We start from the raw sequence: 25044 nt of genomic DNA on the forward strand, positions 1-25044 counted from the left end.
TAGAAGGGGTTTGAGAGGTTGTACTATATTTTGTATAAATTTGAACAAATAGTGTTCAATTATAGAATGATGTTGTATATTAAATATATAAAATAAACATAAGTGTACAAATTCTTCTTGGAGGCAACCACAGATGGAACTCATGATGCGCAATATGTTTCAATCCTTAGGCAAAAGTCGCACAGCCAATCGCTTAGCGAAGAAATATGGACTTCGTTTCGGTGCAGCACGTTTTGTAGCAGGTGAGACGATTCAGCAATCGATCAACGCGGTGCAAGGTTTGAATCAAGATGGCCGCGTGGCAACGTTGGACCATTTGGGCGAATTTGTTTATAGCGTGGAAGAAGCGTTGGAATCTGCTGCGATGTGCATCCAAACCTTGGACGCGATTGCGGAGTCGGGTGTTCGCTCCAATTTATCGTTGAAAATGACTTCCTTAGGACTAGACATTAGCCGGGAGCTTTGCGTAAGCAGCATGAAACGAATTCTGGATCGTGCTCGGATGCATGGGAATTTTGTTCGGATTGATATGGAGGATTATGCGCATTGTCAGGTTTCGTTAGATATTTACCGTGAGTTGCGCGAAGAATACGACAATGTTGGGATTGTCATTCAGGCCTATTTATTCCGTACTGGGCAGGATATCGATGATTTACATGAACTTGGAGCGAATTTACGATTGGTGAAGGGAGCTTATAAGGAGTCTCCTGAGGTTGCATTTCCAGAGAAAAGTGCTGTCGATGAAAATTACAAAGCCATTATTCAGAAGCATTTGTTGAACGGGCATTATACAGCTGTGGCTAGTCATGATGCGGCGATTATTCAATTCACGAAACAATTCGTAAATGAACATAACATTGGCAAAGATCAGTTCGAGTTCCAAATGCTTTACGGGATCTGTGAAGATTTGCAAAAGCAATTAGTAAAAGAGGGCTACCGCGTTCGCATTTATGTCCCGTATGGCGTGGATTGGTTCGGTTATTTCATGAGAAGGTTAGCGGAGCGTCCAGCCAATGTCTGGTTTGTTCTTAAAAACATGTTCAAATAAAGTTCAAATCAACACGGATTAACCAAATAAATTAGTTTTCTAATCGGAGAGGAGCCATTATACATGACTACACAATCAACAAAGGTAATGCCATACGCGAATGAACCGTTTACGAATTTTGCACAAGAGGACAATAGGAAGGCGATGCAAGCGGCGATCGCGAAAGTGAAAGGCGAGCTTGGACGCGAGTACCCGTTATATATTGGTTTCGAGAAGATCATGACAGAAGCGAAGATTAGATCGATTAATCCTGGGAATGTAGATGAAGTCATCGGTTACGTCAGTAAGGCGGATCAGGCTTTGGCTGAAAAGGCAATGAACACCGCGCTCGCAACGTTTGAGTCATGGAAAAGGGTTCCCGCTAGGGAACGTGCAGAATATTTGTTCAAAGCGGCTGCGCTTATGCGTGAGCGTAAGCATGAATTCTCCGCGTTAATGATTCTTGAGTCTGGCAAAAATTACGTAGAAGCCGATGTAGATACCGCGGAAGCGATCGATTTCATCGAGTTCTATGCGCGTGAAATGATCCGTTTGAGCGGAATCAATGAGACACAACCATTGGTACGCATACCTGGTGAGAATAACCAGATTTCCTATATCCCGCTTGGCGTTGGTGTAGTGATTCCTCCGTGGAATTTTCCGCTGGCGATTTGCGTGGGAATGACGGTTTCTGCTGTTGTTTCGGGGAATACAGTGTTGTTGAAACCAGCATCAACGACACCTGTTATCGCACATAAATTCGTCGCTTTGATGGAAGAAGTGGGTCTGCCTGCGGGTGTCATTAACTTCATCCCCGGCAGCGGTGCTGAGGTTGGAGACTACTTGACGACACATCCGAAAACACGGTTCATTTCCTTCACGGGGTCCAAAGAAATTGGCTTACGAATTAACCGTCTGGCTGCTGACGTAGCTCCAGGACAAATATGGATTAAGCGAGTTATCGCTGAAATGGGCGGCAAAGACGGTATTGTCGTCGACGAAACGGCGGATCTGGATGGTGCTGCGGCTGCGATTGTGGCTTCGGCCTTTGGTTTCCAAGGGCAGAAATGTTCCGCGGGTTCCCGCGCTATCATCGTAGAATCAGTCTACGATGAAGTAGTTGAGAAGGTCGTCGCTTACACGAACAGACTTCAAAGCGGACTGCCGGAGTTAAACTTTGCGGCAGGTCCGGTGATTGATAAAGCATCGTATGAGCGGATATTGGACTACATTGAAGTTGGCAAGAGTGAAGGCACGCTGCTGGTTGGTGGTGGCAAAGCGGAAGGGAATGGCTATTACATTCAGCCAACCGTGTTCGGTGATGTGAGCGGCAAAGCGCGCTTGATGCAGGAGGAAATCTTCGGACCTGTCCTCGCGATTGCGAAAGCCGCGGATTGGCAAGAAGCAATTGCGATGTACAATGATACAGAGTTTGGGTTAACGGGTTCATACTTCTCCACGGACGAAGATCGCATCGCAGAAGCGTTAGAGACCGTTCATTGCGGTAACTTGTACATCAACCGCAAATGCACGGGAGCACTTGTCGGCGTGCACCCGTTCGGCGGGTTCAACATGTCGGGTACCGACTCCAAAGCAGGCGGTTACGACTACTTGATGCTATTGACGCAGGCAAAGTTGACTTCGCGTAAGGTGTAAGGATTAACGCTCCACAGGATCGCCCCCACTTCGCCTGAAGTGGGGGTTGTGGTTTGTGGATGCTTGTGTTTTCAGGCAAACACCACCACTTCATCAGTTATTGGAAATATGCTAGTTAACCTCAAACCCGAAACCGGAAACCTCGAGCCCAATCCCCAGCATTTTCTGCAAAATCCTTCTGACACTGAAATACGGAACGTAGTTCCGCTATTTAATCACTTTGATCGATTCTGCGGGAATTGCGGAACGAAGATCCGCTATTCGGCTCCAAATGCGCAGAATAGACTGTTAAACAGCACAATAGCGGAACGACGTTCCGTAACTTTGTGATTAGGCTCAATGTGAGCCAAATAAGGGAACGACGTTCCGTTACGAGGTGTGGAAACCATAATGTTGCTGGCTGGCAATTAGAATTACATATTTAACTGATAGCTGCGAAATCTCACTTTACCGCTAGCAACTTTTAAGAGCTGCTTATCCGTCAATTGGTGTAAGAGAGTTCTGGCGTGCTTGGTGCTAATTTTTAGATGCAGGGACAACTCAGCGGCAGTTAGGGGGAACGGTGATCTTCGTGCGTAGCGGATGATTTCACTTTCTAACCATGAAAGTGTTGATGGGACATTGGTCGAGACAAATTTGCCAACGAGCGAGAGGATGAGTTGTTGGCACTGCTTAGGAGATTCGATGATGGAAGGATAAGCAATAGGCAGTACGAGCCATCCGTCTAAGGCAAGATTGGCATGGCGGAGACAGAGATCTTTGAACCGCGAAACCTCAAGGTCACGAGCATGTGATGCGTACCCATGTACTTCAACATTTGACTTGGCATTGCGTGGCATATAAGCTAAATCCAAATAGCGATACCTATTCGCGTAATCGCGTACTTCCCATTCAGGATACAAATCATTGAAGTTTCCTATGGCTGGATACCAGATTGATCGAAGTAATTCGGTCTCGCCATGACCTAGCCCTCGTTCTAACCGTTCTCTCCTACGCTTGTTGGTTTCTCCTTCAATTTGTTGTGCCATAAATGCATCGAATGCTTGTTCGAAAGTCATCTTTCATATCCTCCTCAAGTGGGTCACCAAACAAAACGCCGCCCCCACCAAGATTCCGATAAGGAGTAACTCCTTAGAAATCTGGATGAAAGCGGCGTGTGCTTCACGACCAACTATTTTTTATATAGGGTAGTATACCAAATAGGTCAAGCGACGTGAAGTATGAACAGGTCACTCAGAATTCAATCCTCATCAGGACGATGTTGATATTCCTCTAGCCATACAACCCCATCATCAGAAACATGAACCCCTTCAGCTTCTAACAGAAACCTTTGCAATTGTGCACTCTCATCATCCTGAATCGCGATTTCTCCACGGACGTTGAGGACACGGTGCCAAGGTAAGCGATGCTTTTTGCTCATGGCGTGTAGGATGCGAACTACTTGTCGTGCGGCCCGAGGACTTCCCGCTTGCCGAGCAATCTGACCATAGGTCATCACTTTTCCTTCGGGAATGTCACCAATGACACCAATAATTCTCTCGGTAAAAGGTGTCATCTTACGGCTAGGAACTTAATGCATACGGGCTGAGACATCTCAAGAACACTTCCAGTAGGAACCAGTTTTCCAGTGGCTTCATCACGTGCAAAACTCACGATATTATCCGAGTCTTTATTGGCGACAAGGGCAAAACGGCCATCGGGCGATAAACCGAAATTCCGAGGATGCTTACCTAGCGTAGGAGCGTGTTCGATCGGTTGGAGTTTCCCGGTTTGCTCGTCAATGGCGTAAACAACAATGCTATCATGTCCACGGTTGGAGCCATAAAGGAATCGACCGTCGGGCGAAACATGGATGTCAGCGCAAGCATTTTCACCATCGAAGGAGGCTGGTAGCGTTGAAAGTGTCTGGATTTCGGCTAGAAGACCTTGCTCTTCATCATAGGTGAAAGCAGAAACTGTTGATCCTAACTCATTAATCACATAGCCGTACTTATATGATGGGTGGAAGACAAAATGCCGCGGGCCAGAGCCTGGCGCAACGGATACTTCACGATGTGGAAGAAGTCGTTTGTCAGCGAGATCAAGTTTGTAAATTATTATTTTATCCAGTCCTAAGTCACATGCGCCTATGTATTGATTGTTTCTATCTACGAAAACAGAATGCGCGCGCGGCCGATCCTGAACAGGAAGAAGACTGGCCCCCTGATGCTGTCTAATATCAGCGTTAGTTCCAATCTGACCATCTGCTTCAATTGGTGACAATCCAACCATACCACCATGATAGCTGGTTACCATAATGACTTGATTGGAGTTATCCAACTGAATGTGACAAGTCGTTGCAGGCAGCGTATTTACCTGATTAAGCAGTGATAATTCGCCAGTTTCTGGTTGAATTGCGAAAGCGGAAGCTGCACCACATTTCTGTCCTTCGTCTCCAATTCCTTCACCTAGTGCATATAACCGCCAATTCACTTCATCAATTGCTAGAAATGTTGGGTTTTGTAAACCACTTACGTTATGAGTTAGCTCTAAGCTTCCTGTCTCTGCATCAAATTGTGCTGTGTACACGCCTGGATTTTGCGCATCCGCGTAAGATCCGATAAATGCTAGGGTTTGTTTCGTGTGTTGTTGCTTGTTCACTGAAGTCACTCCATTCATCAATTTCTCTAGAAGCATTATCTCAAATCCGCACCGCAGCGGCAACTGTTGATGATGATTTGGGAGGTTAACTAAATAAATTTCATAGTTTAGCTACTGGTGGTTTATGTTGAGGTAGCTCAGATGAGCATAGTTTGCGTGGAAAGTGCACGTTTGGTGGGGATCGGTTCTCTGAGTAGCTAAGTTTGAAACGATGCTACAAACTAGAGTTGTTAGTGCAGATAGGGGGCGATAATACGGAACGTAGTTCCGCTATTTCCCTATTTTGGATTATATAATCAGCGAATTTCAGCATACATCACTCGTTCCGCCACACCGGAAAATTCTATACCTCCCTGAAAGCGTTTGCGATACAATGTGAGCATGGAGGTGTACGTTCATGAAAACCATGCTATACAAACTTACGCTGAAGAAGCGCATGTGGGTGTCGTTCGTTCTGCTGATTGCCATGTCGATCGCAGCGACAGGAGGACTGTCTTATTATATAAGTGCGCGCGTCATTGAGCGGAACACGTTCCAACTCAGCCAGGATAATCTAAACACTTCTGCACGTGTGCTGGATGAGAAGGCGAAGCAGATTCTCGTATCGGTGTTGAATATTATGATTTCGCAGCCGTTTGTCCAGATGTCGAAGGATTCTGCCGCTGGCAAGAAAGATGGCTACTACGGTCACATGACGGCGATGAACTCGGCGTTCACGCAAGCGAAGCTGGCAGAGCCGTCGATCGAATCGATTTTTATTGCGACGCCGATTGGGGAGTTCTATTCTGCCAGTTACTATCGGAATCAAGGCTACTCTTTCTACGATTCGCCTCTGTACGAGAAAGCGCAACTAACCAAAGAGCCATTCTGGGTAGAAGGGCATGAAGATCTTCTTTTTCAAGGGAAAGATCGCGTTATTTCGTTAGTCATGAAATCGATTAGTGATAGTCCAAACATGTATTTCGTTGTGAATTTGAACGAGAAGGCGATCCAAGGCATGCTGTCCGACCGGCATACAGAGAAGGAAGATCAGAATTTGTTCCTTGTGAATCGGAATGCTGCAAGCGTGCTATTGAATCAGCCGAATTTACCCAAGAGTTATGACAAAGATTTTCTTGAGAAACATATAGGGACGAGCTTGAGGGGACATTTCGAGGTAGGGATCACGGAGGAATACGACCTAATTAACTACGCGACTTTGCAATTCAATCCGGACTGGCTGTTGCTCAGCGTCCAATCGAGATCTGATCTGCTCAAGGATTTGAGCTGGATTCAATGGGCGACCTGCATCATTATGCTCGTCTGCATCATTATGGCGGTACTGGTGTCGAATGTGCTTTCGGCGATTTTGTTGAAGCCGCTGTATCATTTGCAAATGCTGATGAGTAAGGTAGGACGCAATGATCTGTCTGTTCGATTCCAGAGCAACTATCAAGATGAGGTCAGTCAGGTAGGCCATAAATTTAACAGCATGCTGCTGGAAATCAATGAACTCATCGACGAAGTGAAGGACGCTGAACGAGAGAAACGCAAGTCCGAAGCCAAGGCGTTGCAGGCACAGATCTCACCGCATTTTTTATATAACACACTCAATACGATCATTTGGAAAATGGAAACGGACGAATTGGACAACTCCAAGTCGATGGTCATCGCCTTATCACAGCTCTTTCAATTAGGCCTCAATCATGGCGAAGAATGGACGACGGTCGAGAAAGAACTGCGTCATGTGCGGCAGTATTTGACGATACAACAGCTGTGTTATGAGGAGCTTTTTGACTTTGAAATTGTGGTAAGCCGTGATACCAGCCTAGCACTGCCCATTATGAAAATCATGCTGCAACCCTTGGTTGAGAACAGTTTGCTTCACGGGTTTGAGCATATGGAATCTGGCGGTAAGATTCGTATCGAACTTACATCCGATAATCAATCGCTGCATATTGCTGTTGAAGATAACGGTTCCGGGATGGATGCAGATAAGCTGCAACTGAGCCTGAATCAACCTAACACAGAGAAGAATGGCTATGCGCTCCGGAATGTTTTCAACCGCTTGCAGCTGTATTATGGCGGCGAGGCAACGATGGTTCTATCGAGTGAGCCTTTTGAAGTGACAAAGGTGTATATAACGATTCCGATCAAGGGGGATGTCTAATATGAGTAGGGCTGATATAACACTTTGTGTCATTGATGATATAAGAAGTGTCGTTCGAGGGATTGCTGATTTGATCCAAATCGACACACATGGTGTGCAAGTAGTAGGGACAGCAGGCAATGGAGAGGACGGCTTGCAGATGGTCTTAGATCTCAGGCCAGATATCGTCTTAACGGATATTCGGATGCCGCGGATGGATGGTTTGGAAATGACGAAAGCGATCACAGCGGTGATGCCCAATTGCAAAGTAATCCTGCTTAGCGGCTATACCGATTTCGAATATGCGCAGCAGGCGCTTCGTCTAGGCGCGTTCGATTTTATAGCGAAGCCGTTCCTGAAAGCGGCGATTGAAGCGGTTGTGCAGAAAGCGAAAGAGCAAATTGAGCTGGATCGTGTCCATTTTGCTAAACAAAGCGAAATGGAACGTCAAATTAAGGAAAGCATGCCGCTGCTGCGCCAAGAATATTTGCATCTGTTGCTGCGTTACAACGCCAATGAAGCCAGACTGAAGGAGCGTTGGGACTATTTGAAGCTCGAGCTAAATCGGGAGCGCCTCGTCATTATGTGCATTGAAATCGATGGCTTTGCGAAGCAAGTGGATACCCATGGCATTCATGACGTGGAACTGGCCCGTTTCGCAGTCAAAAACATCCTCGAAGAAACACTCGCTTCTGCCACGAAATCCATTGTATTCCGGGAGCAATTGAGCGGCTTCATTTGTTTGCTAAATGTACCAAATCACATAGATATCGTTACGCTTGCTGAACAGTGTCGCGAGCATATGCTGAACTACTCACGCTACACGATCTCGATCGGTGTCGGACTCGAGGCCAGAACGATTCACGAGCTGCCCCAATCTTATCAACAAGCAACAGAAGCCTTATCCCACAATTTCTATACAGGCGGGAATAGTGTTTTCTTCTATGAAGACATACAACATCATGCGGCTGCACGTTCTAGACATAGTTCCGAGCAAGAAAAAGAGTTGTTCAATTACTTGCGCATGGGCAATAAAGAGAGAGCACTGCCTCTTCTGCAGAGCATTGTACATAGCTATCCGGGGGTACAACCTAGCGATGTGATGAATGTGTGCCATGAGCTAGGGCTGCTTATGCATCGCATTTTCGCTGAGAAGATTACGATGCCAGGCGGGATGGACGAGCTGACAGCGAAGCTGGATTTTCTGAAAAAGGGAGAGCGCTTGACGCTGCGTGAGTTAAATGAATTACTCGATCAATTGGTTTCAGCAGGTTGCGACGCTTTGCAGAAGCAGCGTGAGCTGGAAGCGGATTCGGTCATCGCCCAGGCGATTCACTATATGAGAGAGAATTTGGACAAGAATGTAACGGTCACTGATTTAGCGAAGCATGTGTATTTGAGCGGGAGTTATTTTGCGAATCTGTTCAAAAAGGTGACAGGGACGACGCTTATCAATTATATGAACAGACTACGAATCGAGAAAGCGAAAGAGATGCTCCTTGATGATAAGCAGGTGCAGGAAGTTGCGATTCATCTGGGGTACGAGGATCGTTCCTACTTCACAGACGTATTCAAGAGACATGTCGGGATGACACCGACGGAGTTCAAGCAAGGCTATAAACCGTCCTAATACAATCATATTTTCCTAGTGAATAGTGGTTTTACCCTCCTCACAGCAAGAGTGAATTCGCTTACACTTTAGAAGTAAACACATGGGAAAAGAAAAGGGAGGCCAACCATTTATGCGTAAGAAATCGTTTCATCTCGCTGCATCCGCAGCTCTGCTAGTCACCTTATCTGCTTGCGGGAGCAGCCATACAGCGGATACATCTGCAAGCCCTGCAGCAACAGCAGCGGCAAGTTCTGTAGCGCCAGCAACAGCCGGCCCAAAAACAAAGCTAACTTACTGGACGAACGACCGTGGTGCATCGGATCATATCAAAGCGGAGATCGCGAAGTATAATGCCGAGAATAAGGACAATATCGAAGTAGAAGTCACGATCATGGCTGACAACTATGAGCAATCTTTGGATGTCGCTTTCGCTAGTAATCAAGCACCGGACATTATTAAGACATCAGGATCTAATTTTGCCCCCTTCATTAAGAAAGGCTACTTAGAACCATTAGATACCTACATGACCCCTGAATTCAAAAACCGTTTCAAGAACCTCATCATCGACGACGGGAACCGTGTGGATAATAAAATTTACTCTTTACCGAACTATGGTATTACTTGGCGCCTTATCTATAACGTCGATCTTTTCCAAAAAGCGGGTATTACTGCACCACCGAAAACGATTAATGAATTGGTCGAGACAGCCAAGAAGCTTACTGTTGCTGGGAAGGATATTGGTGCGTATGGCTTCGCAGGAAACTTCAAAAATAACGGCGGCTTTGGCCGGTCCGCTTCACCAATTGTTGCGCTGAGCACAGGGATCCTGGATGGCTTTAACTTCAAAACAGGCAAGTTCGACTTCGCCAGTCAAATCCCAATGCTTGAGGCTCTGCGCAAAATGAAGCAGGATGGCAGTATGATTCCTGGTTTTGAACTACTTGATATCGACCCGCTCCGTGCACAATTTGCGGAAGGTAAAATCGGCATGTACATCAACCATGCAAGTGAGCCAGGTGTATACAAGAACCAATTCCCTGCCAAAATCAAATGGAGTGCGGCCCCGCTTCCTACGGTAGATGGCACAATCAATGGCGCTTCGCCATTCTCAAATGCGACGGTATGGCTCGCGATGAGTGCGAAATCGGCGAACAAAGCGAAGGCGTGGAAATTCATTGAAACGATGTACGGTCCAGAAGTGTTGAAAACATACCAAGAGGATAGTGTAGGGATCTCCGCTGTACCAGATGTGCTGGCTATTGCGAAAAAACCAGGATTAGCCAATATGGACTTGTTCCTACCTAACAAATACGACGCCTTGTTCCCAGTTGTCCCAGTGGTGACGCCAGAAGGTAAAAATTTGGGCGATGAAGCCTTGCGATACATCCTAGAGGGCGGCGATGTGAATAAAATAACGACAGATTTGTCGACACGCTATAACGCCGCTTTGGATAAAGCTAGGCAATCAGGTACGACCAAGAACCAACCCATGCCTGACTTTGATGCCAAAAATCTGCACGGCAGTTTAGTTAAATAAGATCACGCTAGAAGAGGAAGCTATCCGCCTGAAACCGTGAGTTTGAAGCGGGTAGCTCTTTTTCTCAAGTAGAAAGGAGCCTTGCAATGATGAAACGCAAGCATGCGCTTGCCCCTTATATCCTTACATTTCCGAGTCTTTTTCTGACCTTGGTGCTTAGCATTTACCCGTTAGGGTGGGCCATGCGCTATATGTTTTACAGCTACCCTGGCTATGGGGCTAAGACATTCAATGGCTTAGATAATTTCAGAAGACTGTATGAGGATGAGACGTATTGGCAATCCGTTATTAATACCTTGGTGTATGCTGGGGGCAAAATCATTCTAACCTTACCCATCGCCTTAGTGCTCGCCGTGATACTTAACGGGGCATTGCGTGGACGACATCTGTTTCGTGCGATTTATTTTCTACCAACGGTCATTAGTACAGCTGTCATGTCTGTCGTTTTCTACGTTATTTTTAATTCGTATAATGGGATTCTCAATCAATATCTTGTGAAATATGGCATTATCCACTCGAATATCGATTGGTTGGGAACGAAATTCGCCATGCTCACGATGATCATCATCGCCGTTTGGGGTGCCATCGGGAATTACATGCTGCTGTTCCTTGCCGGATTGCAAAATATACCGCAGGATGTCTATGAAAGTGCCGCCATTGACGGGGCAAATGGTTGGAAGAAATTTATTTACATCACTGTCCCTATGTTAGGCCCGGTGCTGCAAATGATCGTACTACTCGCCATAACAGCAGCCTTAAAAGGCTATGAGAGCATCATGGTGTTGACCGAAGGTGGGCCCATTGGCAAAACAGAAGTCATGTATCTTTATGTGTATAAGCTCTTCTTCCCCATATCGTCGGCAGGCGGTGCTGTTCAGCAGCAAATCGGTTACGGCAGTGCAGTTGGTTTCGTATCCGCGCTGATTGTTGGCGTTGTAACGTTAGGTTATTTCTACTTATCTAAACGCTTGAATCAGATTAACGAATAGGAGATGAGGTTTACATGCAGACGGTTCCAACTCGTATAACGAATAACAAAACAACCTCGCTACCCACCTATATCTCACTGTTCATTGCGAAACTAACGGGTAAGCTCATACTATGGGCATTTTTGATTGTAATCGTGGTGTTCACCTTATTTCCAGTCATCATGGCTGTGCTTGGTTCTTTCAAAACAAATGCAGAAGTAACCACAGGTGCAACGTTCTTGCCATCGGTCTGGCAATTTTCCAATTATGTGAAAGCGTGGAAGGGCGCGAATTTTGCCCATTTTACGATGAATAGCTTATTCGTTAGTATTGCAACCACAATAGGTAGTCTACTAGTAGCTTCGTTAGCTGCTTATGCCGTGGATCGACAAGAGTTTACGGGAAAAAAAGTCTATGTGGCGCTGCTCGCGTCCACAATGTTCATCTCGATCGGCGCGGTTGTACTGCGCCCGCAATTCGAATTGATGGTGCATTTGAATCTGCACAAGTCCTTATGGGGCGTTGTGATCATTCTGATCAGTGGTCATGCAGCTACCTTCTTTACGCTGATTGGTTTCTTCAAAGGGATCCCGCGAGATCTAGATGAAGCAGCGAAGATTGACGGCTGCAGTGTTTATGGCATTTATTGGCGGATTATATTGCCGCTACTGGCGCCTGGGCTAGGCGTTGCGGGGTTATTCGTTTTCCGCAATGCGTGGAACGAATACATTTTGCCTTTGGTATTCACGATGACGAAGCCAGCGCTTCAAACGTTGACCGTAGGGCTAGCCAGCCTGCGCTATGGCACCTCAGCCGCTGCGGAGACGCACATTATGCTCGCTGGCGCCTGCATGTCGATTTTGCCGATACTCGTCGTGTATATCCTTGCGAACAAATCGTTCATTAGTGTCACAGCGGGTTCTGTCAAAGGATAATTCGTGTGAGCACGAGTTGGATCGAGCAGAATCCAAAGCCAACTTCGGTCAACCATTGTCATCCCCGATAAGGGATATTATGTGATGCAAGATGCGCAGCAGGTTGTGTTCTTTGACGCAGCACTGTTAGGCGGGGCACCTGGTCATGCGGATGCTTTGCATGTTGCATCGAAGATGGCTGTTGATGATCAGCGAGGTGTTTCTATAGAGGGAAATTGAGAAATAAGGGATGTGAAATGAGAGGAGGGGATTAATAGTGAAGGTATTGTAAGCGCTTACCATTTATTTGGCTTGCTCATTTGAAGGAGGATGTTAAATGCGAATACCATGGAGTTTAGGCAAATTGAATCTAAGGATCGTCTTGTTGTTATTCACTTCGTTAGTGATAAGTACACTGTTTGCAGTTACAAACAACGCACAGGCAGACACGAGTCGAGAGCAGATTTCATTGAATGGGGTGTGGGACTTTTATCCGAATGGCGGAGCAACCCGCTACGATATTACGGTCCCTTCTTATTGGGATACATCTGCTGGCTTTGGGTACCCATTATCATGGAATACACTGAATTATGGGGTATATAAAAGGAATTTCACGGTGCCCTCATCAATGACAGGGAAGGAAATCTTCCTAGACCTCGAGAATATCGGCCCGCTGTCCAAAGTGTTTGTTAACGGCACACAACTAGCGACAGAAACAGACGGCTACTTGATGACGAGATTGCCGTATAAGCTGGATATCACACCTCTAGCTATTGTTGGGGGGACGAATACGTTAGAAGTACGAGTGTGGGGTTACTATGCGCTGCCAGCCGATGCCAAGGATGCAAGTGGAAAATCTCTGTATCCCATTGGTGTGGACAATCAAAGCTGGGGGCAAGGTCGCGGGATCAACGATGACGTAGCCTTAGTGGCGTATCCCAAAGTATTTGTTTCAGATACATTCGTCATCACCGATTTGAAAAATAACACGTCACCTTCCGACGACGAAATAACGGTGAAATCGACGGTGACGAACACGACAGCGATCAGCCAAACGGTCACAGTCAAAAATAGCGTGCAGCTCGTTGGCGGAAGTACAGAGAAAACTTTCTCTGACCAAACCGTGACGGTGGCGGCCAATAGTTCGCAAACGGTGACATGGTCATCTGTATCTTGGACGAATGCGAAATATTGGTGGACGCACGACCCTAAGCTGTACAATTTGAACACAAGTCTTACTCAAAGTGCGGTCACGATCGATAGCTTGGCAACACGATTTGGATTTAGACAATTTGCTGTAAACACGAATTACTATCAGCTCAATGGTATCAAAACGAATCTCCGCGGAGATGCGCTGCAGTTCAACTGGGCAACGGGTAGTGGACACGGGGCAGCATATAGCTCTTCACAATCGTATGCGAATGCGAGCATTGCCGAGGTTAAACTAACCATGGACGAATGGAAAACCACCTACAACGTTGCGCGAACGCACATTCACGGAGGGATCAAGCAAGTATACGACTATGCGGATGAAATCGGCTTACTTCTCATTGATGAGACGCCTTACTGGCAGTATCACAGTGTGCATAGTTATACAACTGATGCAATGGATCACATTACGAAATGGGTTAAACAATGGGTGAATGCGAGGAAGAATCATGCAAGTATTGTGATCTGGAGCGGAGGTAATGAAAATTGGAGTTCAACGAGCAACAATACGACAATTTTGCATCCAACCATTGAAGCAGCGATTACATCAATTGATACTACGAAACCAATTATTCAGGATGATTTTACAACGACTGATCAAGAGAATCATCACTATACGGGCGGTTACCAAATAGGCTGGTTGAACAATAGCACGATGTATGGACTATACACGAACAATAGTACGAAGCCGAAAGGCGAGGGGGAAGCCTATACACCTTCGGGTGGATGGCCGACGCTCAATGCCAATGGAACGTATAATTCAACGTTGGCCAAGGATATGTTGAACGATAATCTCGTTTCACAGGCGGTTTGGCATCGTGCGGCAGATCGGATGACCAGAGCAATGCGGTATGCGGGCTTTGCGGATATTCGCTATTATGCGAATTGGATCTATGCTTATGAAGTGACGGAGGATACCTTGTATCCGACGTGGCCGGATATGACGGCTCCTGGATTGAAGCCGGTAGCAATTAGGAGACCTATTTTTAACGCGTATGATCCATCGAAACCGACCTTTATCAAATCAGACTCGTATGAGTACACACAAGATACGTATTCGCCGGTTGCTGCTTTTGACAAGGATGGAGATAAGAATAATTTAATAGGTGTTGCACCTATCGTATTTACGGGCGGTACGGCAACGAATCGGACCATTATTGTCTATAACGATGAACAGCGGGACGGAACGAGCGTGGATGTGATTTGGGAAGCGGGATACTTGAATCCGGTGAATAATACTTACACGAGTTTCCAAACGGGTACGTTCAATGTCTCGGTTCCGTATGGCAACAAAGTGGAGCAAGCGATTTCCTTTACGCCACCTTCTGGTGTTGCTGCGCAATGGCTGCAATTGAAATTGACAGCCAAAAAGGGAACGATAACCAAATTCCAAGAAACGAATCAGCTTGGCGCATTGGGAAGCATCCCAGCCGCGAAGATAGATGTACCAGCTAGCATCAACGTTGGTGTTAAAAATGTGACGAACAGTTCTCAAAAGCACAAATTGAAGATCATCAATAAAGGCGGCGGTTTAAGCACGAATTGGACGGTTAGTGGTCAAGGCGATTGGCTAGAACTTTCACAATCCTCTGGAAATTTGCGAGGGGAGCGGGAGATCTATTTTACGATTAATACGTTCGGTTTGGCGCCGAATTCAAGTTACTTCAAGACTTTAATGTTCAGTGAAGCAGGCGGTACATCGGATACGGTTACGATTAGTTTTCAAACAGATGGCAATCCGGGTACGGCAAGCACCAGTTCAGTCACACTTCTGAGTGATGATTTCGAATCTGGCTCAGCAGCAGGGTGGTCGACAACGGGCGGAATGTGGAGCGTCATCACTGATGGAACGAAAGTATACAACCAGTCGAATACCGCGGTGGGGGGAGCTACTGCTTATATTGGCGACAGTACTTGGCAGCACTACAGCGTCTCAGCGAGGCTTAAAGCGGATGCCTTCGATGCAGGGAATTACGCGGGGATTGGTGTGGTTGCACGGTATGTGGATAGTAGCAATTATTACGCATTCATGTACTACAAGCTGACGAATACGCTGAAAATCACGAAGTTGGCTGCTGGAGTTGCAAGTGACGTTGTGACGATGCCTTATACGCTCAACACAGGCACTTGGTATGACTTCAAAGCTGTTGTCAATGGGTCCACAATGGAGTTGTGGGTGAATGGGATAAAGCAGTTGACGGGGACGGATACAACGCTTACTTCAGGCAAAATCGGTATGTACGCTCATCGGGCAAATGCCAAATTTGATAATGTGAGCGTGGCGCCTATTTTCGGTGATGACTATGAGTCAGGATCAGCCTCAAGCTGGGCAACAACTGGAGGCACATGGAGCGTTGTGACGGATGGTACAAAGGTATTTACCCAGTCGAACAATACGGTAGCTGCTGTCAGTGCGTATTCCGGACTTAGTACTTGGCAGAGCTATACTTTTGCGGCAAAAGTGAAAGCTGACAGCTTCGATGCCGGCAATCTAGCTGGACTTGGTCTTATCGCACGACGTGTGGATGCGAACAATTACTATACATTCATGTACTATAAGTTCACGAATAGTCTGAAGATCATCAAAGTCGTCGGCGGAACGCCTACCGACCTCGTCACCGTGCCATTCACATTCACCACGGGGACCTGGTATGACTTCAAAGCTGTAGTGAATGGCAGCGCGTTGGAATTCTGGGTGAACGGAACGAAACTGCTGACAACGACGGATACGAGTTTCACCTCGGGGCAAATTGGTCTTTACTCGCATCGGGCGAGCAGCAAATTTGATAATGTGAATATGTACTAAGAGTCGCTAGGAGCGCCGCTTCACTCCCGTTGGGAGTGAAGCGGTTCTATTTGTCTATGCACATGGTAGTTGGTAACGCCCAAAAATTTGAAAACAGCACACAAAGAGTTACAAAGTTTCGAAAGTGAGAATAGACTACTGTAATACAAGGCCATACGGACAGGAGGCATGTTATGAGTGACAGAACCCTTTATCTATTCGATGGCATCAATAAAACCTCTGTAAAACTGATTGTTGAGCAAATCATGAAAATTAATCAATGGGATGATGACAAAGATAAGAAGGAAAAGGATTTTAAACGCGTACCCATCGACCTCATTATTAATAGTAACGGAGGCAGTGTATACGATGGTTTTGGTCTTATTAATGTGATGGAGAATAGTAAAACCCCCATTCACACCTATGTGTACGGACTTGCGGCGAGCATGAGTCTACTGATCGCAGTTAGTGGGCACAAAAGGCACGCAGGCAGGTTAAGCACCTTTATGTATCACTCTGTATCTACACATATTGATGGTCATTTGGAGCATTTAAAGAACCGCGTGGATGAAACGCAACGATTGCAGAACATCTACGATGAATGTATGTTGTCCAAAACGAACCTGCAAGCAGAAGAGTTGGCTCGTGTGAAGGAACATCAACGGAACTGGTATATGAGTCCAGAAGAAGCATTAGCCTTTGGCATCATTGATAGTATCGTTTAGGCATAGTGGGAGAGAAGCCCAAGGGATTCTCTTTTTTCTTTGTTTTTTCTGGGCATTTGGTGTTTAATTGAGAGAAAGAGACATGGGGCAGCAACTGCTGCTTCCGAAAGTAAAGGAGAACCTACTGTGTACAAAATTGTATTTTTTGATATTGATGGTACCTTAATTAATGAGGACAAGCAGGTGCCCGAAAGCACCGTTAAAGCGATTCACCAACTGAAAGAGAGCGGGATTGAACCCGTTATTGCGACTGGACGAGCACCGTATTTCATCAAACCATTGGCTGAGCTGCTTGGTATTGATTCTTATGTATGCTTAAATGGTGGCTATGCCGTGTACAAAGGCCAACCTCTTTATCACCGAGTAATCGCCAAGAGCGCAATCGAGGCTTTAGTTGAGCTAGCGGCTGCTCACCAGCATTCGCTTGTATTTGAGGGGCAGCATACATTTGCGACAGATGCGCAGGATCACCCTTTTGTACATAGTTCCGTATCTTCGTTGAAGGTTGACTTGCCAAGTTATGATCCGCATTTCTGGAAAACGAATGATATTTATCAAATTTTCCTGCATTGTGAAGCCAAAGATGAACATTTGTATGAAGGTCTGAATTCGGAGTTTAAGCTCATCCGTTGGCATGAACATGCGATGGATGTCCTGCCAGCTGGCGGGTCCAAGGCGCAAGGTATTGCCGCGATGCTAGAATTGGTTGGCTTGAAACCTGAAGATGCGGTAGCATTCGGTGACGGTTTGAATGATATGGAAATGCTTTCCTATGTCGGCTTCGGCATCGCAATGGGGAATTCGCACAAGGATTTACTGCCATACGCTGATCATGTGACTACACATGTGGATGAAGAAGGCGTACGTAATGGACTTATAACAGCAGGACTTCTTTAAAAAGTTGTTCATAAAGTTCATTCTGGGTCATGTATGTTAAGTCAGAATGCTAATAAATAGGGTGAATAGGATGAAAATTGCTTTTTTTGATTCAGGTCTAGGTGGAATTACAGTTCTGAATGAAGCCATGAAGCGCATGCCTGGGGAAGATTTTGTTTATTTGGCAGATACTGCACATGTTCCCTATGGTGTGAGGTCGAAAGCTGAGGTTCTCACCTTCGTCAAGCAATCCGTAGATGCAATAATTCAAGAAGATATTAAGGCGCTTGTCATCGCCTGTAATACAGCAACGAGTATTGCGATCACAGAGTTGCGGAGAATTCACCAGATCCCAATTATTGGGATGGAGCCAGCTGTGAAGCCAGCTGTCGAAATGAATCGATCTTCAGGCAAGAGAGTGCTCGTATTCGCCACACAGCTCACACTTCAGGAGGCAAAATACAGAGAGCTGGTATCCCGTATTGATGATATGGGGATGGTAGATTCCGTACCGCTTCCGGAGTTGGTCCAATTTTGTGAGAATCTCATGTTGGATGGTCCGCAGATTGTGGATTATTTTATGACTAAATTAGCGCCATTTGATCTAAGCACATTTGGAACTGTTGTTCTCGGTTGTACACATTATCCTTTTTATCGCGGGATTTTGACTCAAATTCTACCCAACCATATTCAAATTGTGGATGGAAGCAAAGGGACTGTAAATCATTTAATGCAAGTGTTGCAGGACAGTGACCAGTTGCAAGGTACGGGGAACGGACAGGTGAAGTGGATGTGTTCCAGCTTAGATGACGCGTACATACAGAAGATGGCAAAGGCGCTTGCCTTTCTTCAAGCCATCTAAATAAATAAGCAGTTCATAACTAGAGGCACTAGTTATGAACTGCTTTTCTTCAGGTAATGTTTATATGCGGATCTCGAGTAACTCGTAGCTGATAATGCCCATGGGTGCGTTCACGCTAATGACATCGCCAACCGATTTATTCATGAGTGAGATGCCAAGTGGACTTTCATACGAAATTTTATTTTCGTTGACGTTGGCTTCTTGTGTACCAACTATTTTGTACTCAATTTTCTCAGCAAATTCAACATCATTCAATACGACTGTAGAGCCAACTTGTACTTTAGATGTGCTCGTATTCGTTACAACCTTGGCTTTCTTGAGCATCCGTTCAATCGTTAGAACGCGCGTTTCCATAAAGGATTGGTCATTCTTGGCAGAATGATATTCGCTGTTTTCCTTCAGATCGCCGTAAGAGATCGCTAATTTAATACGTTCGGCTAGTTCTTTGCGCTTTACAGTTTTCAAATCTTCAAGTTCCAGCTCTAAACTGCGCAAACCCTCAGGGGTCAAAATGATTTCATCATTGGACAAAAGTCTAGCACCTCGTTTCATTCGATATTAGCTATACTACTAAAGTCCTTGAGACAAGTAAAGTCACGGCTTGAGGAATTATTTGCGATGACCTATTGAAAATTGGTTATTTATTCCATATATTTATTTTATTTCTAAATTAAGACGGGAACTCCTTTTCATATATAGACAATGATTTCTACAGCTACTATACTAGCATAACGTGGAGTGATTTTTCCGCAAATCGTCGATAATGAAATATAAATTTTTTTTGCGCAGAACTGTAATGTCCAGCATACAAAATGGGAAAGTGTGACAACTTCATGAGAGTAAACAGAAGAGTAATTTATATCACTTTTATTATTGTAATTCTGTTATTAATTACGAACAATAGTTCCTATTATTGGTATGCTAAATCTTTGTTAACACAGGCGATGTCTGAACAGATGACAACGACAGCGAATCAAATCCGAACATCGATTGAGCAGTCGGAAGCGGGTGCTTTCTTCGTTGAGGATTTAATTGGGGAGCAATTGCGATCTGCAGCGATATTTGCCAAAAGCAAGTTGGACCCTGATATTGATAAGATATCAAATGACCAATTGGTTTCAATTGCTGCGGATGCGGGTGTCGATGGATTTTCGCTCATGAAGCGCAGTGGTATCGGCGATGATATCATGGTTGGTAAATCCTCAGACCCCAATGAACTCACGCTCACAAGCACAATTACGTTTGGCTATTGGTTTACCGCTTTTGATCAATTGATGAAAAATCACAATGTTACGATTCCCGAAGGGCAAAAACTCCCCAATTTCTGGGCGGGAATTTATGAAGTGCCTGCTTCAGGCGCGAGCGCTGTTAGTAAATTTGGCTATTATTATGATGGGGAAACGAATTATATCATTTGTGTATTTGTAAATGCAGATAAGATTAAGAACTTCAAGGATATTATTGGAGCGGATATGATTGTCAAAAAAACACTGGCATCCAATCCCGATATTCTGGAAATTTCCGGATTAAACGGAATCACATTCGGTACGAAACCGAAGGAGTATACAAGACCGAATGGCATTAAGTATGTTTCCATTTACGACCGTCCTGTGCTATTCGGTACACATAATATCACCCATGAGAATGATTATGCGAATTTCAAAAGGGCTATACAAGAGGAGAAACCGGTAAGTACCGTTGAAAGCTACGAAAGTAGTCCGATTCTAAAGACATTTGTGTATGTGCCAATTAAAGAGCGAATTACAGAAGTTCAGCGAGAGATTCCTTATGTCATTACGATAGTTTCGGACTACAAGTCCATCCAGAAGACCTTAAATGACCAACTTATTCGAGTAGCTCTAATTATTCTTTTGTTTACTGTATTCAGTTGTATACTTGTCTTATTAGTATTCCGATTTATTACGAAGTCGCGTGAAACCGCTGTTCAGTCCACTCAAGAGATGTATATTCAAAATGTAGACCTCATGTTTGCAACAATCCGTAGTCAACGACATGATTTTCTGAATCATGTGCAAACCTTGTATGCATTATTGACCAATGGGGAAAAAGAAGACCAATTGCGCTATATGGAAGAATTAATCGAGGAAATCAATGGCGTCAATGATATTATTCGAATTGGTCAACCTGCTATTGCAGCATTGATTCAATCGAAGATAACGCTTGCGATGCGAACCAAAGTATCTTTCAGCTATGAATTTATAGGTTTGGATGGGTTATCGCTCGGAGTGAAATCAGTCGATCTTGTGAAAATTATCGGTAATCTCATTGATAATGCCTTCGATGAAGCGAATAAATTCCCAGTAGACGAGCGAGAAGTTTCTGTGAAAGGCTGGAAGGAATTGAACAATGTGAAGATTTCCGTGAAGAATCGAGTGAATCCATCGTTTACATTAGAAAATAATAAGGATTTGTTCGCAATCGGCTATAGTACAAAGTTAGAAGATGGTCATCAAGGTCTTGGTCTACCGGTAGTGAAGGAACGTGTTGAGTATTATCGTGGAACGATTGAAGTTAAGCTGGAGGAAGGCTTTATTTGCTTTGAACTATCGATTCCGATGCAGTAATTACGAAAAAATCGCTATTTGGTCACCCAAATCAGCGATTTTTTTGTTTATATTAGGTTAGTGAATAAGGCAGATAGGGCAATACATAATTCCAGAATGGAAGTATAAGACAGTTAACGAGCAAAATCCAACGAAATACGGTTTCACTTGCGGAGCCTGTGTCGATGGCAATCCATTTGGGCAGCAGTCGGATTCGCATTGGAACAGGCCAGAAAAGCTGGACACCACGATCATTCAGAAGGTCGATGATAGGATGTGAAGCATACGCTAGGATGAACACCCAGAAATATAATGGAGGCAGCGGTAAGCTAATCATCCCGAGCAGCGCCATGAATAGCAGTGAGTGCGTCAATGTTCGATGTTTGATTTTCAAAACATGGAGCAAGGCAGATAAAGGAAAGAGAACCTTCGCCATGGTGGAACCTGGTTTGTCAACGTCGGCTAGGGTGCCTGCCAAGCAACCCAGTAATAGAGAACCTGCGGCCTCCCATGTGAAGAAGGAGATGTCGCCTTGAATGAGTACGATTTCGGCTGCAATCATTCCAGCAACACTGTGAGTTTTTTGTAGCATAATAAGCGCCTTCCTATCTGTAAGTTCATATAACTTTATACTATTCGATTTATACATGGAAATTAAGGGTATCGCAATACAAAAGAAAAATTGTCTTGATTAACCTATATAAATGTCTGGATATACCTTATAAATGGGGTGGTGGATATTCTACAATTAGTCGTAAAGGTGCAAGATTTAGGGGGCACATTTCACACGACATTCCGTGTAACTAGGAGGAAAATTCATGAGTATCATTCGAATTTCAACTTTATTTTGTGAGAATCAAGCGAACCCAGTTGGATTAGACACCGCTCAACCGCGCTTTACTTGGCAACTTGAAGCAGACACTAATGCTACCTTGCAATCCGCCTATCAGATTCAGGTGAGCTTGCATCCTAGCTATTTTGAATCAGGGAGCTTGGTTTGGGATACGACTCGTATCACTTCGGATCAATCTGTGCTTGTTTCTTACGCAGGGCCAGATTTACAGCCGCGGACGCGGTATTTCTATCGCGTAATGGTTTGGGATCAATCCGGCTTGGCTTCGCCGTGGAGTGAAATCGCTTACTGGGAAATGGGGCAGCTTCGAACATCGGACTGGCAAGCGCAATGGATAACCCCAGATCCTCTACATATAGATCAAGACGCAGAAGAAGCTTACTACCTTCGCAAAAATTTCCAAGTGAGCGGGCAAATTCGTAAGGCAACCATATATGCGACTAGTCACGGTGTTTATGAGCTTGAGCTCGATGGTGGCAGGGTTGGCGATTGGGAGTTGACGCCTGGTTGGACCAGTTACAATAAGCGGTTGCAGGTCCAGACTTACGATGTTACGAGCAGTTTGAACGCTGGGACTGAACACACAATTGGTGCGGTGTTAGGGAATGGTTGGTACAAAGGTAACTTGGGTTGGGGTCATCAGCGAAATGTGTATGGAAGCGTAAGGGCGCTGCTCATGCAAATGCACATTGTCTATGAAGATGGTACCGAAGAGATCGTCGTTAGTGATTCTTCCTGGCAAGCGTCACTGGGACCGATTCGCATGTCAGAAATCTATCATGGTGAAATCTACGATGCAGGATTAGAGCATACGGGTTGGAGTCTACCAGGTTATGATGATCAAGATTGGATTCCGAGTGTTGAACTGGGCTATGGCAAGGAAACATTGGTTATGCAAGAGAATGAACCGTCACGTGTAACGGAACAGCTGAAACCTGTTGCTGTCATTACAACCCCGTCAGGGGAAACAGTACTTGATTTTGGTCAAAATATGGTAGGGAAAGTGCAGATGCACGTAAACTTGCCCGCGGGTACACGCATTGAACTGCTGCATGCAGAAGTGCTTGATGCACAAGGAAATTTCTATATTGGTAATCTGAGGTCAGCGAAGCAATCGGTTACCTACCTATGTAGTGGGCGAGGTGAAGAGACATATGCACCGCATTTCACCTTCCAAGGTTTCCGTTACGTCAAGGTTATCGGTTGGCCTCAGGATGTGGCATTCGATACTTCGTATTTCATAGGCCAAGTTATTCACACAGATATGGCAGCGAAAGGGACGTTTGAATGTTCTCATGCTCTTCTGAATCAGCTGCAGCGCAATATCGTGTGGGGGCAGAGAGGGAATTTCCTCGATGTGCCGACGGACTGCCCGCAGCGTGATGAGCGACTCGGCTGGACAGGGGATGCGCAGGTATTCATTCGCACAGCAGCCTTCAACTATGATGTAGCACTCTTTTTCAGTAAATGGCTGAGAGATTTGAAAGCCGATCAACATTTAGATGGTGGCGTGCCATTCGTAATTCCTCATGTTCTAAGAGAGCACGAGCATTCTTCTGCTGCTTGGGGAGATGCGGCGGTGATTTGTCCATGGACACTTTATCAGGTATATGGGGACCTGCGTGTGCTGGAAGAACAGTATGACAGTATGAAAGGTTGGATTACTTACATCCGTCAACAAGGGGATAACGAATGCTTGTGGCAAACGGGTTTCCACTTCGGGGATTGGCTCGGACTAGACGCCAAAGAAGGTAGTTACATCGGGGCAACGCCCAAAGATCTAATCGCAACGTGTTTCTATGCGTATTCGACTTCTCTTTTTGTCCGAACAGCTCAAGTCTTAGGACGCGAAGATGATGTCATTGAATATACAGCGCTTTATGAGCGCATCGTTGAAGCTTTCACTGCAGAGTTTGTGACGCCAAGTGGCAGACTTGCGGGACATACGCAAACTGCTCATGTGCTTCCGTTGATGTTCGGACTTGTGCAGGGAAGTGTGCGGGAACGGTTAGCGGCGACCTTAGTGGAGTATGTCAAAGAGCAGAAATACCATCTAACTACGGGCTTTGTCGGCACGCCCTATCTGTGTCATGTCCTCTCGGAGAATGGTTATCATGACGTGGCCGTCAAGCTTGTCATGCAAGAGGACTATCCGTCTTGGTTGTACCCGATTCATCAAGGAGCTACCACAATTTGGGAGCACTGGGATGGCATCAAACCGGATGGAACGTTCTGGAGTGATCATATGAATTCTTATAATCATTATGCCTATGGTTCAATTGGCGATTGGTTATATCGCAAAGTAGCAGGCTTGGATTCCGATGAGGTGAAGCCTGGGTACAAACGCATGAAATTCCAACCTCGGCCAGATTCTGGACTTACGTATGCCAAAGCATCTCTTATCACGAATTACGGTGTGGTTCGCAGTGAATGGGCTATCGTAGATAAGGGAGCAATTCAGTATACGTTCCAGCTGCCGCCGAATACGAATGGAGAGGTTATTTTAACTGGAACGACGCTTGCGGCAGTGACGTGCCATGGTCATAAATTAGATACTATGCCAGGCATTCTAGACGTAAGTGAAGTCGAAGGTTGTGTAAGGATCGAGCTTGGCTCGGGCATGTATGAATTCCAAGCTCAACCTGCGAACTCTCCTTCTTTGTCATTCTAAGTTTATCGAGTATAATA

At 45.3% G+C, this 25044-nt stretch carries 19 protein-coding genes; 14 read left to right on the forward strand and 5 right to left on the reverse strand.

The genetic code is table 11. The features are described from left to right. Window positions 1–133: 133 nt before the first annotated feature. On the forward strand, window positions 134–1048 hold the full coding sequence (locus A8708_RS12895; RefSeq protein ID WP_068663958.1) for a proline dehydrogenase family protein: 915 nt from the start codon (window positions 134–136) through the stop codon (window positions 1046–1048). A 63-nt stretch (window positions 1049–1111) separates the two neighbouring features. Continuing rightward, window positions 1112–2683, forward strand: coding sequence for an L-glutamate gamma-semialdehyde dehydrogenase (pruA, locus tag A8708_RS12900; protein ID WP_068663959.1), 1572 nt, complete (start codon window positions 1112–1114; stop codon window positions 2681–2683). A 413-nt stretch (window positions 2684–3096) separates the two neighbouring features. Here the strand turns inward: pruA and A8708_RS12905 are convergent, their stop codons facing one another. From A8708_RS12905 to A8708_RS12915, 3 genes are all read right to left on the reverse strand, one after another. Next, window positions 3097–3741: a transcriptional regulator gene (locus tag A8708_RS12905; RefSeq protein ID WP_068663960.1), complete on the reverse strand. Its 645-nt coding sequence runs from the start codon at window positions 3739–3741 to the stop codon at window positions 3097–3099. A gap of 182 nt (window positions 3742–3923) precedes the next feature. Continuing rightward, window positions 3924–4238, reverse strand: coding sequence for an MGMT family protein (locus A8708_RS12910; protein WP_068663961.1), 315 nt, complete (start codon window positions 4236–4238; stop codon window positions 3924–3926). Further along, entirely contained in the window at window positions 4235–5323 is a 1089-nt protein-coding gene (locus A8708_RS12915) for a lactonase family protein (protein ID WP_239696659.1), read from the reverse strand. Before A8708_RS12915 ends, A8708_RS12910 begins: the two co-directional genes overlap by 4 nt. Before the next feature lie 397 nt (window positions 5324–5720). Here A8708_RS12915 and A8708_RS12920 point away from each other — a divergent pair, with 397 nt between their 5' ends. The 10 genes from A8708_RS12920 to murI all read left to right on the forward strand — a co-directional run bounded on the left by A8708_RS12920 (window position 5721) and on the right by murI (window position 18939). Next, the gene (locus A8708_RS12920; RefSeq protein ID WP_068663963.1) at window positions 5721–7472 is read left to right on the forward strand and encodes a sensor histidine kinase; all 1752 of its coding nucleotides are present in this window, start codon (window positions 5721–5723) and stop codon (window positions 7470–7472) included. A gap of 1 nt (window position 7473) precedes the next feature. Continuing rightward, entirely contained in the window at window positions 7474–9081 is a 1608-nt protein-coding gene (locus A8708_RS12925; protein WP_167355881.1) for a response regulator, read from the forward strand. 112 nt (window positions 9082–9193) lie between these two features. Continuing rightward, window positions 9194–10600, forward strand: a complete 1407-nt coding sequence (locus tag A8708_RS12930; protein WP_068663966.1) for an ABC transporter substrate-binding protein — start codon at window positions 9194–9196, stop codon at window positions 10598–10600. 86 nt (window positions 10601–10686) lie between these two features. After that, the gene (locus tag A8708_RS12935; RefSeq protein ID WP_068663967.1) at window positions 10687–11589 is read left to right on the forward strand and encodes a carbohydrate ABC transporter permease; all 903 of its coding nucleotides are present in this window, start codon (window positions 10687–10689) and stop codon (window positions 11587–11589) included. 14 nt (window positions 11590–11603) lie between these two features. Next, the gene (locus A8708_RS12940) at window positions 11604–12503 is read left to right on the forward strand and encodes a carbohydrate ABC transporter permease (protein ID WP_157264740.1); all 900 of its coding nucleotides are present in this window, start codon (window positions 11604–11606) and stop codon (window positions 12501–12503) included. Window positions 12504–12587: 84 nt separating this feature from the next. Continuing rightward, a complete protein-coding gene (locus A8708_RS36810) occupies window positions 12588–12722 on the forward strand; it encodes a hypothetical protein (protein WP_157264742.1) in 135 nt (44 codons plus the stop codon). A gap of 97 nt (window positions 12723–12819) precedes the next feature. Continuing rightward, window positions 12820–16497 carry a family 16 glycoside hydrolase gene (locus tag A8708_RS12945; protein WP_068663968.1) on the forward strand — a complete coding sequence of 1226 codons (3678 nt, stop codon included), beginning with the start codon at window positions 12820–12822 and terminating at the stop codon, window positions 16495–16497. 173 nt (window positions 16498–16670) lie between these two features. Next, a complete protein-coding gene (locus A8708_RS12950; RefSeq protein ID WP_068663969.1) occupies window positions 16671–17201 on the forward strand; it encodes an ATP-dependent Clp protease proteolytic subunit in 531 nt (176 codons plus the stop codon). 126 nt (window positions 17202–17327) lie between these two features. After that, window positions 17328–18098 (forward strand): Cof-type HAD-IIB family hydrolase, encoded by a 771-nt coding sequence (locus A8708_RS12955; protein ID WP_068663970.1) that lies wholly within the window; start codon window positions 17328–17330, stop codon window positions 18096–18098. Window positions 18099–18168: 70 nt separating this feature from the next. Continuing rightward, window positions 18169–18939 (forward strand): glutamate racemase, encoded by a 771-nt coding sequence (murI, locus tag A8708_RS12960; protein WP_068663971.1) that lies wholly within the window; start codon window positions 18169–18171, stop codon window positions 18937–18939. Between the two features lie 60 nt (window positions 18940–18999). On the opposite strand, the gene greA is transcribed toward murI, so the two are convergent. Next, entirely contained in the window at window positions 19000–19470 is a 471-nt protein-coding gene (greA, locus tag A8708_RS12965) for a transcription elongation factor GreA (protein WP_057314376.1), read from the reverse strand. Between the two features lie 302 nt (window positions 19471–19772). Here greA and A8708_RS12970 point away from each other — a divergent pair, with 302 nt between their 5' ends. After that, on the forward strand, window positions 19773–21524 hold the full coding sequence (locus A8708_RS12970) for a sensor histidine kinase (RefSeq protein WP_068663972.1): 1752 nt from the start codon (window positions 19773–19775) through the stop codon (window positions 21522–21524). Between the two features lie 52 nt (window positions 21525–21576). On the opposite strand, the gene A8708_RS12975 is transcribed toward A8708_RS12970, so the two are convergent. Continuing rightward, window positions 21577–22095, reverse strand: a complete 519-nt coding sequence (locus A8708_RS12975) for a metal-dependent hydrolase (RefSeq protein WP_068663973.1) — start codon at window positions 22093–22095, stop codon at window positions 21577–21579. A 226-nt stretch (window positions 22096–22321) separates the two neighbouring features. Here A8708_RS12975 and A8708_RS12980 point away from each other — a divergent pair, with 226 nt between their 5' ends. After that, window positions 22322–25027, forward strand: a complete 2706-nt coding sequence (locus A8708_RS12980; protein WP_068663974.1) for an alpha-L-rhamnosidase — start codon at window positions 22322–22324, stop codon at window positions 25025–25027. Window positions 25028–25044 lie beyond the last annotated feature (17 nt).

The sequence above is a fragment of the Paenibacillus oryzisoli genome, from assembly GCF_001653565.1.
Classification (GTDB): Bacteria; Bacillota; Bacilli; order Paenibacillales; family NBRC-103111; genus Paenibacillus_E; species Paenibacillus_E oryzisoli.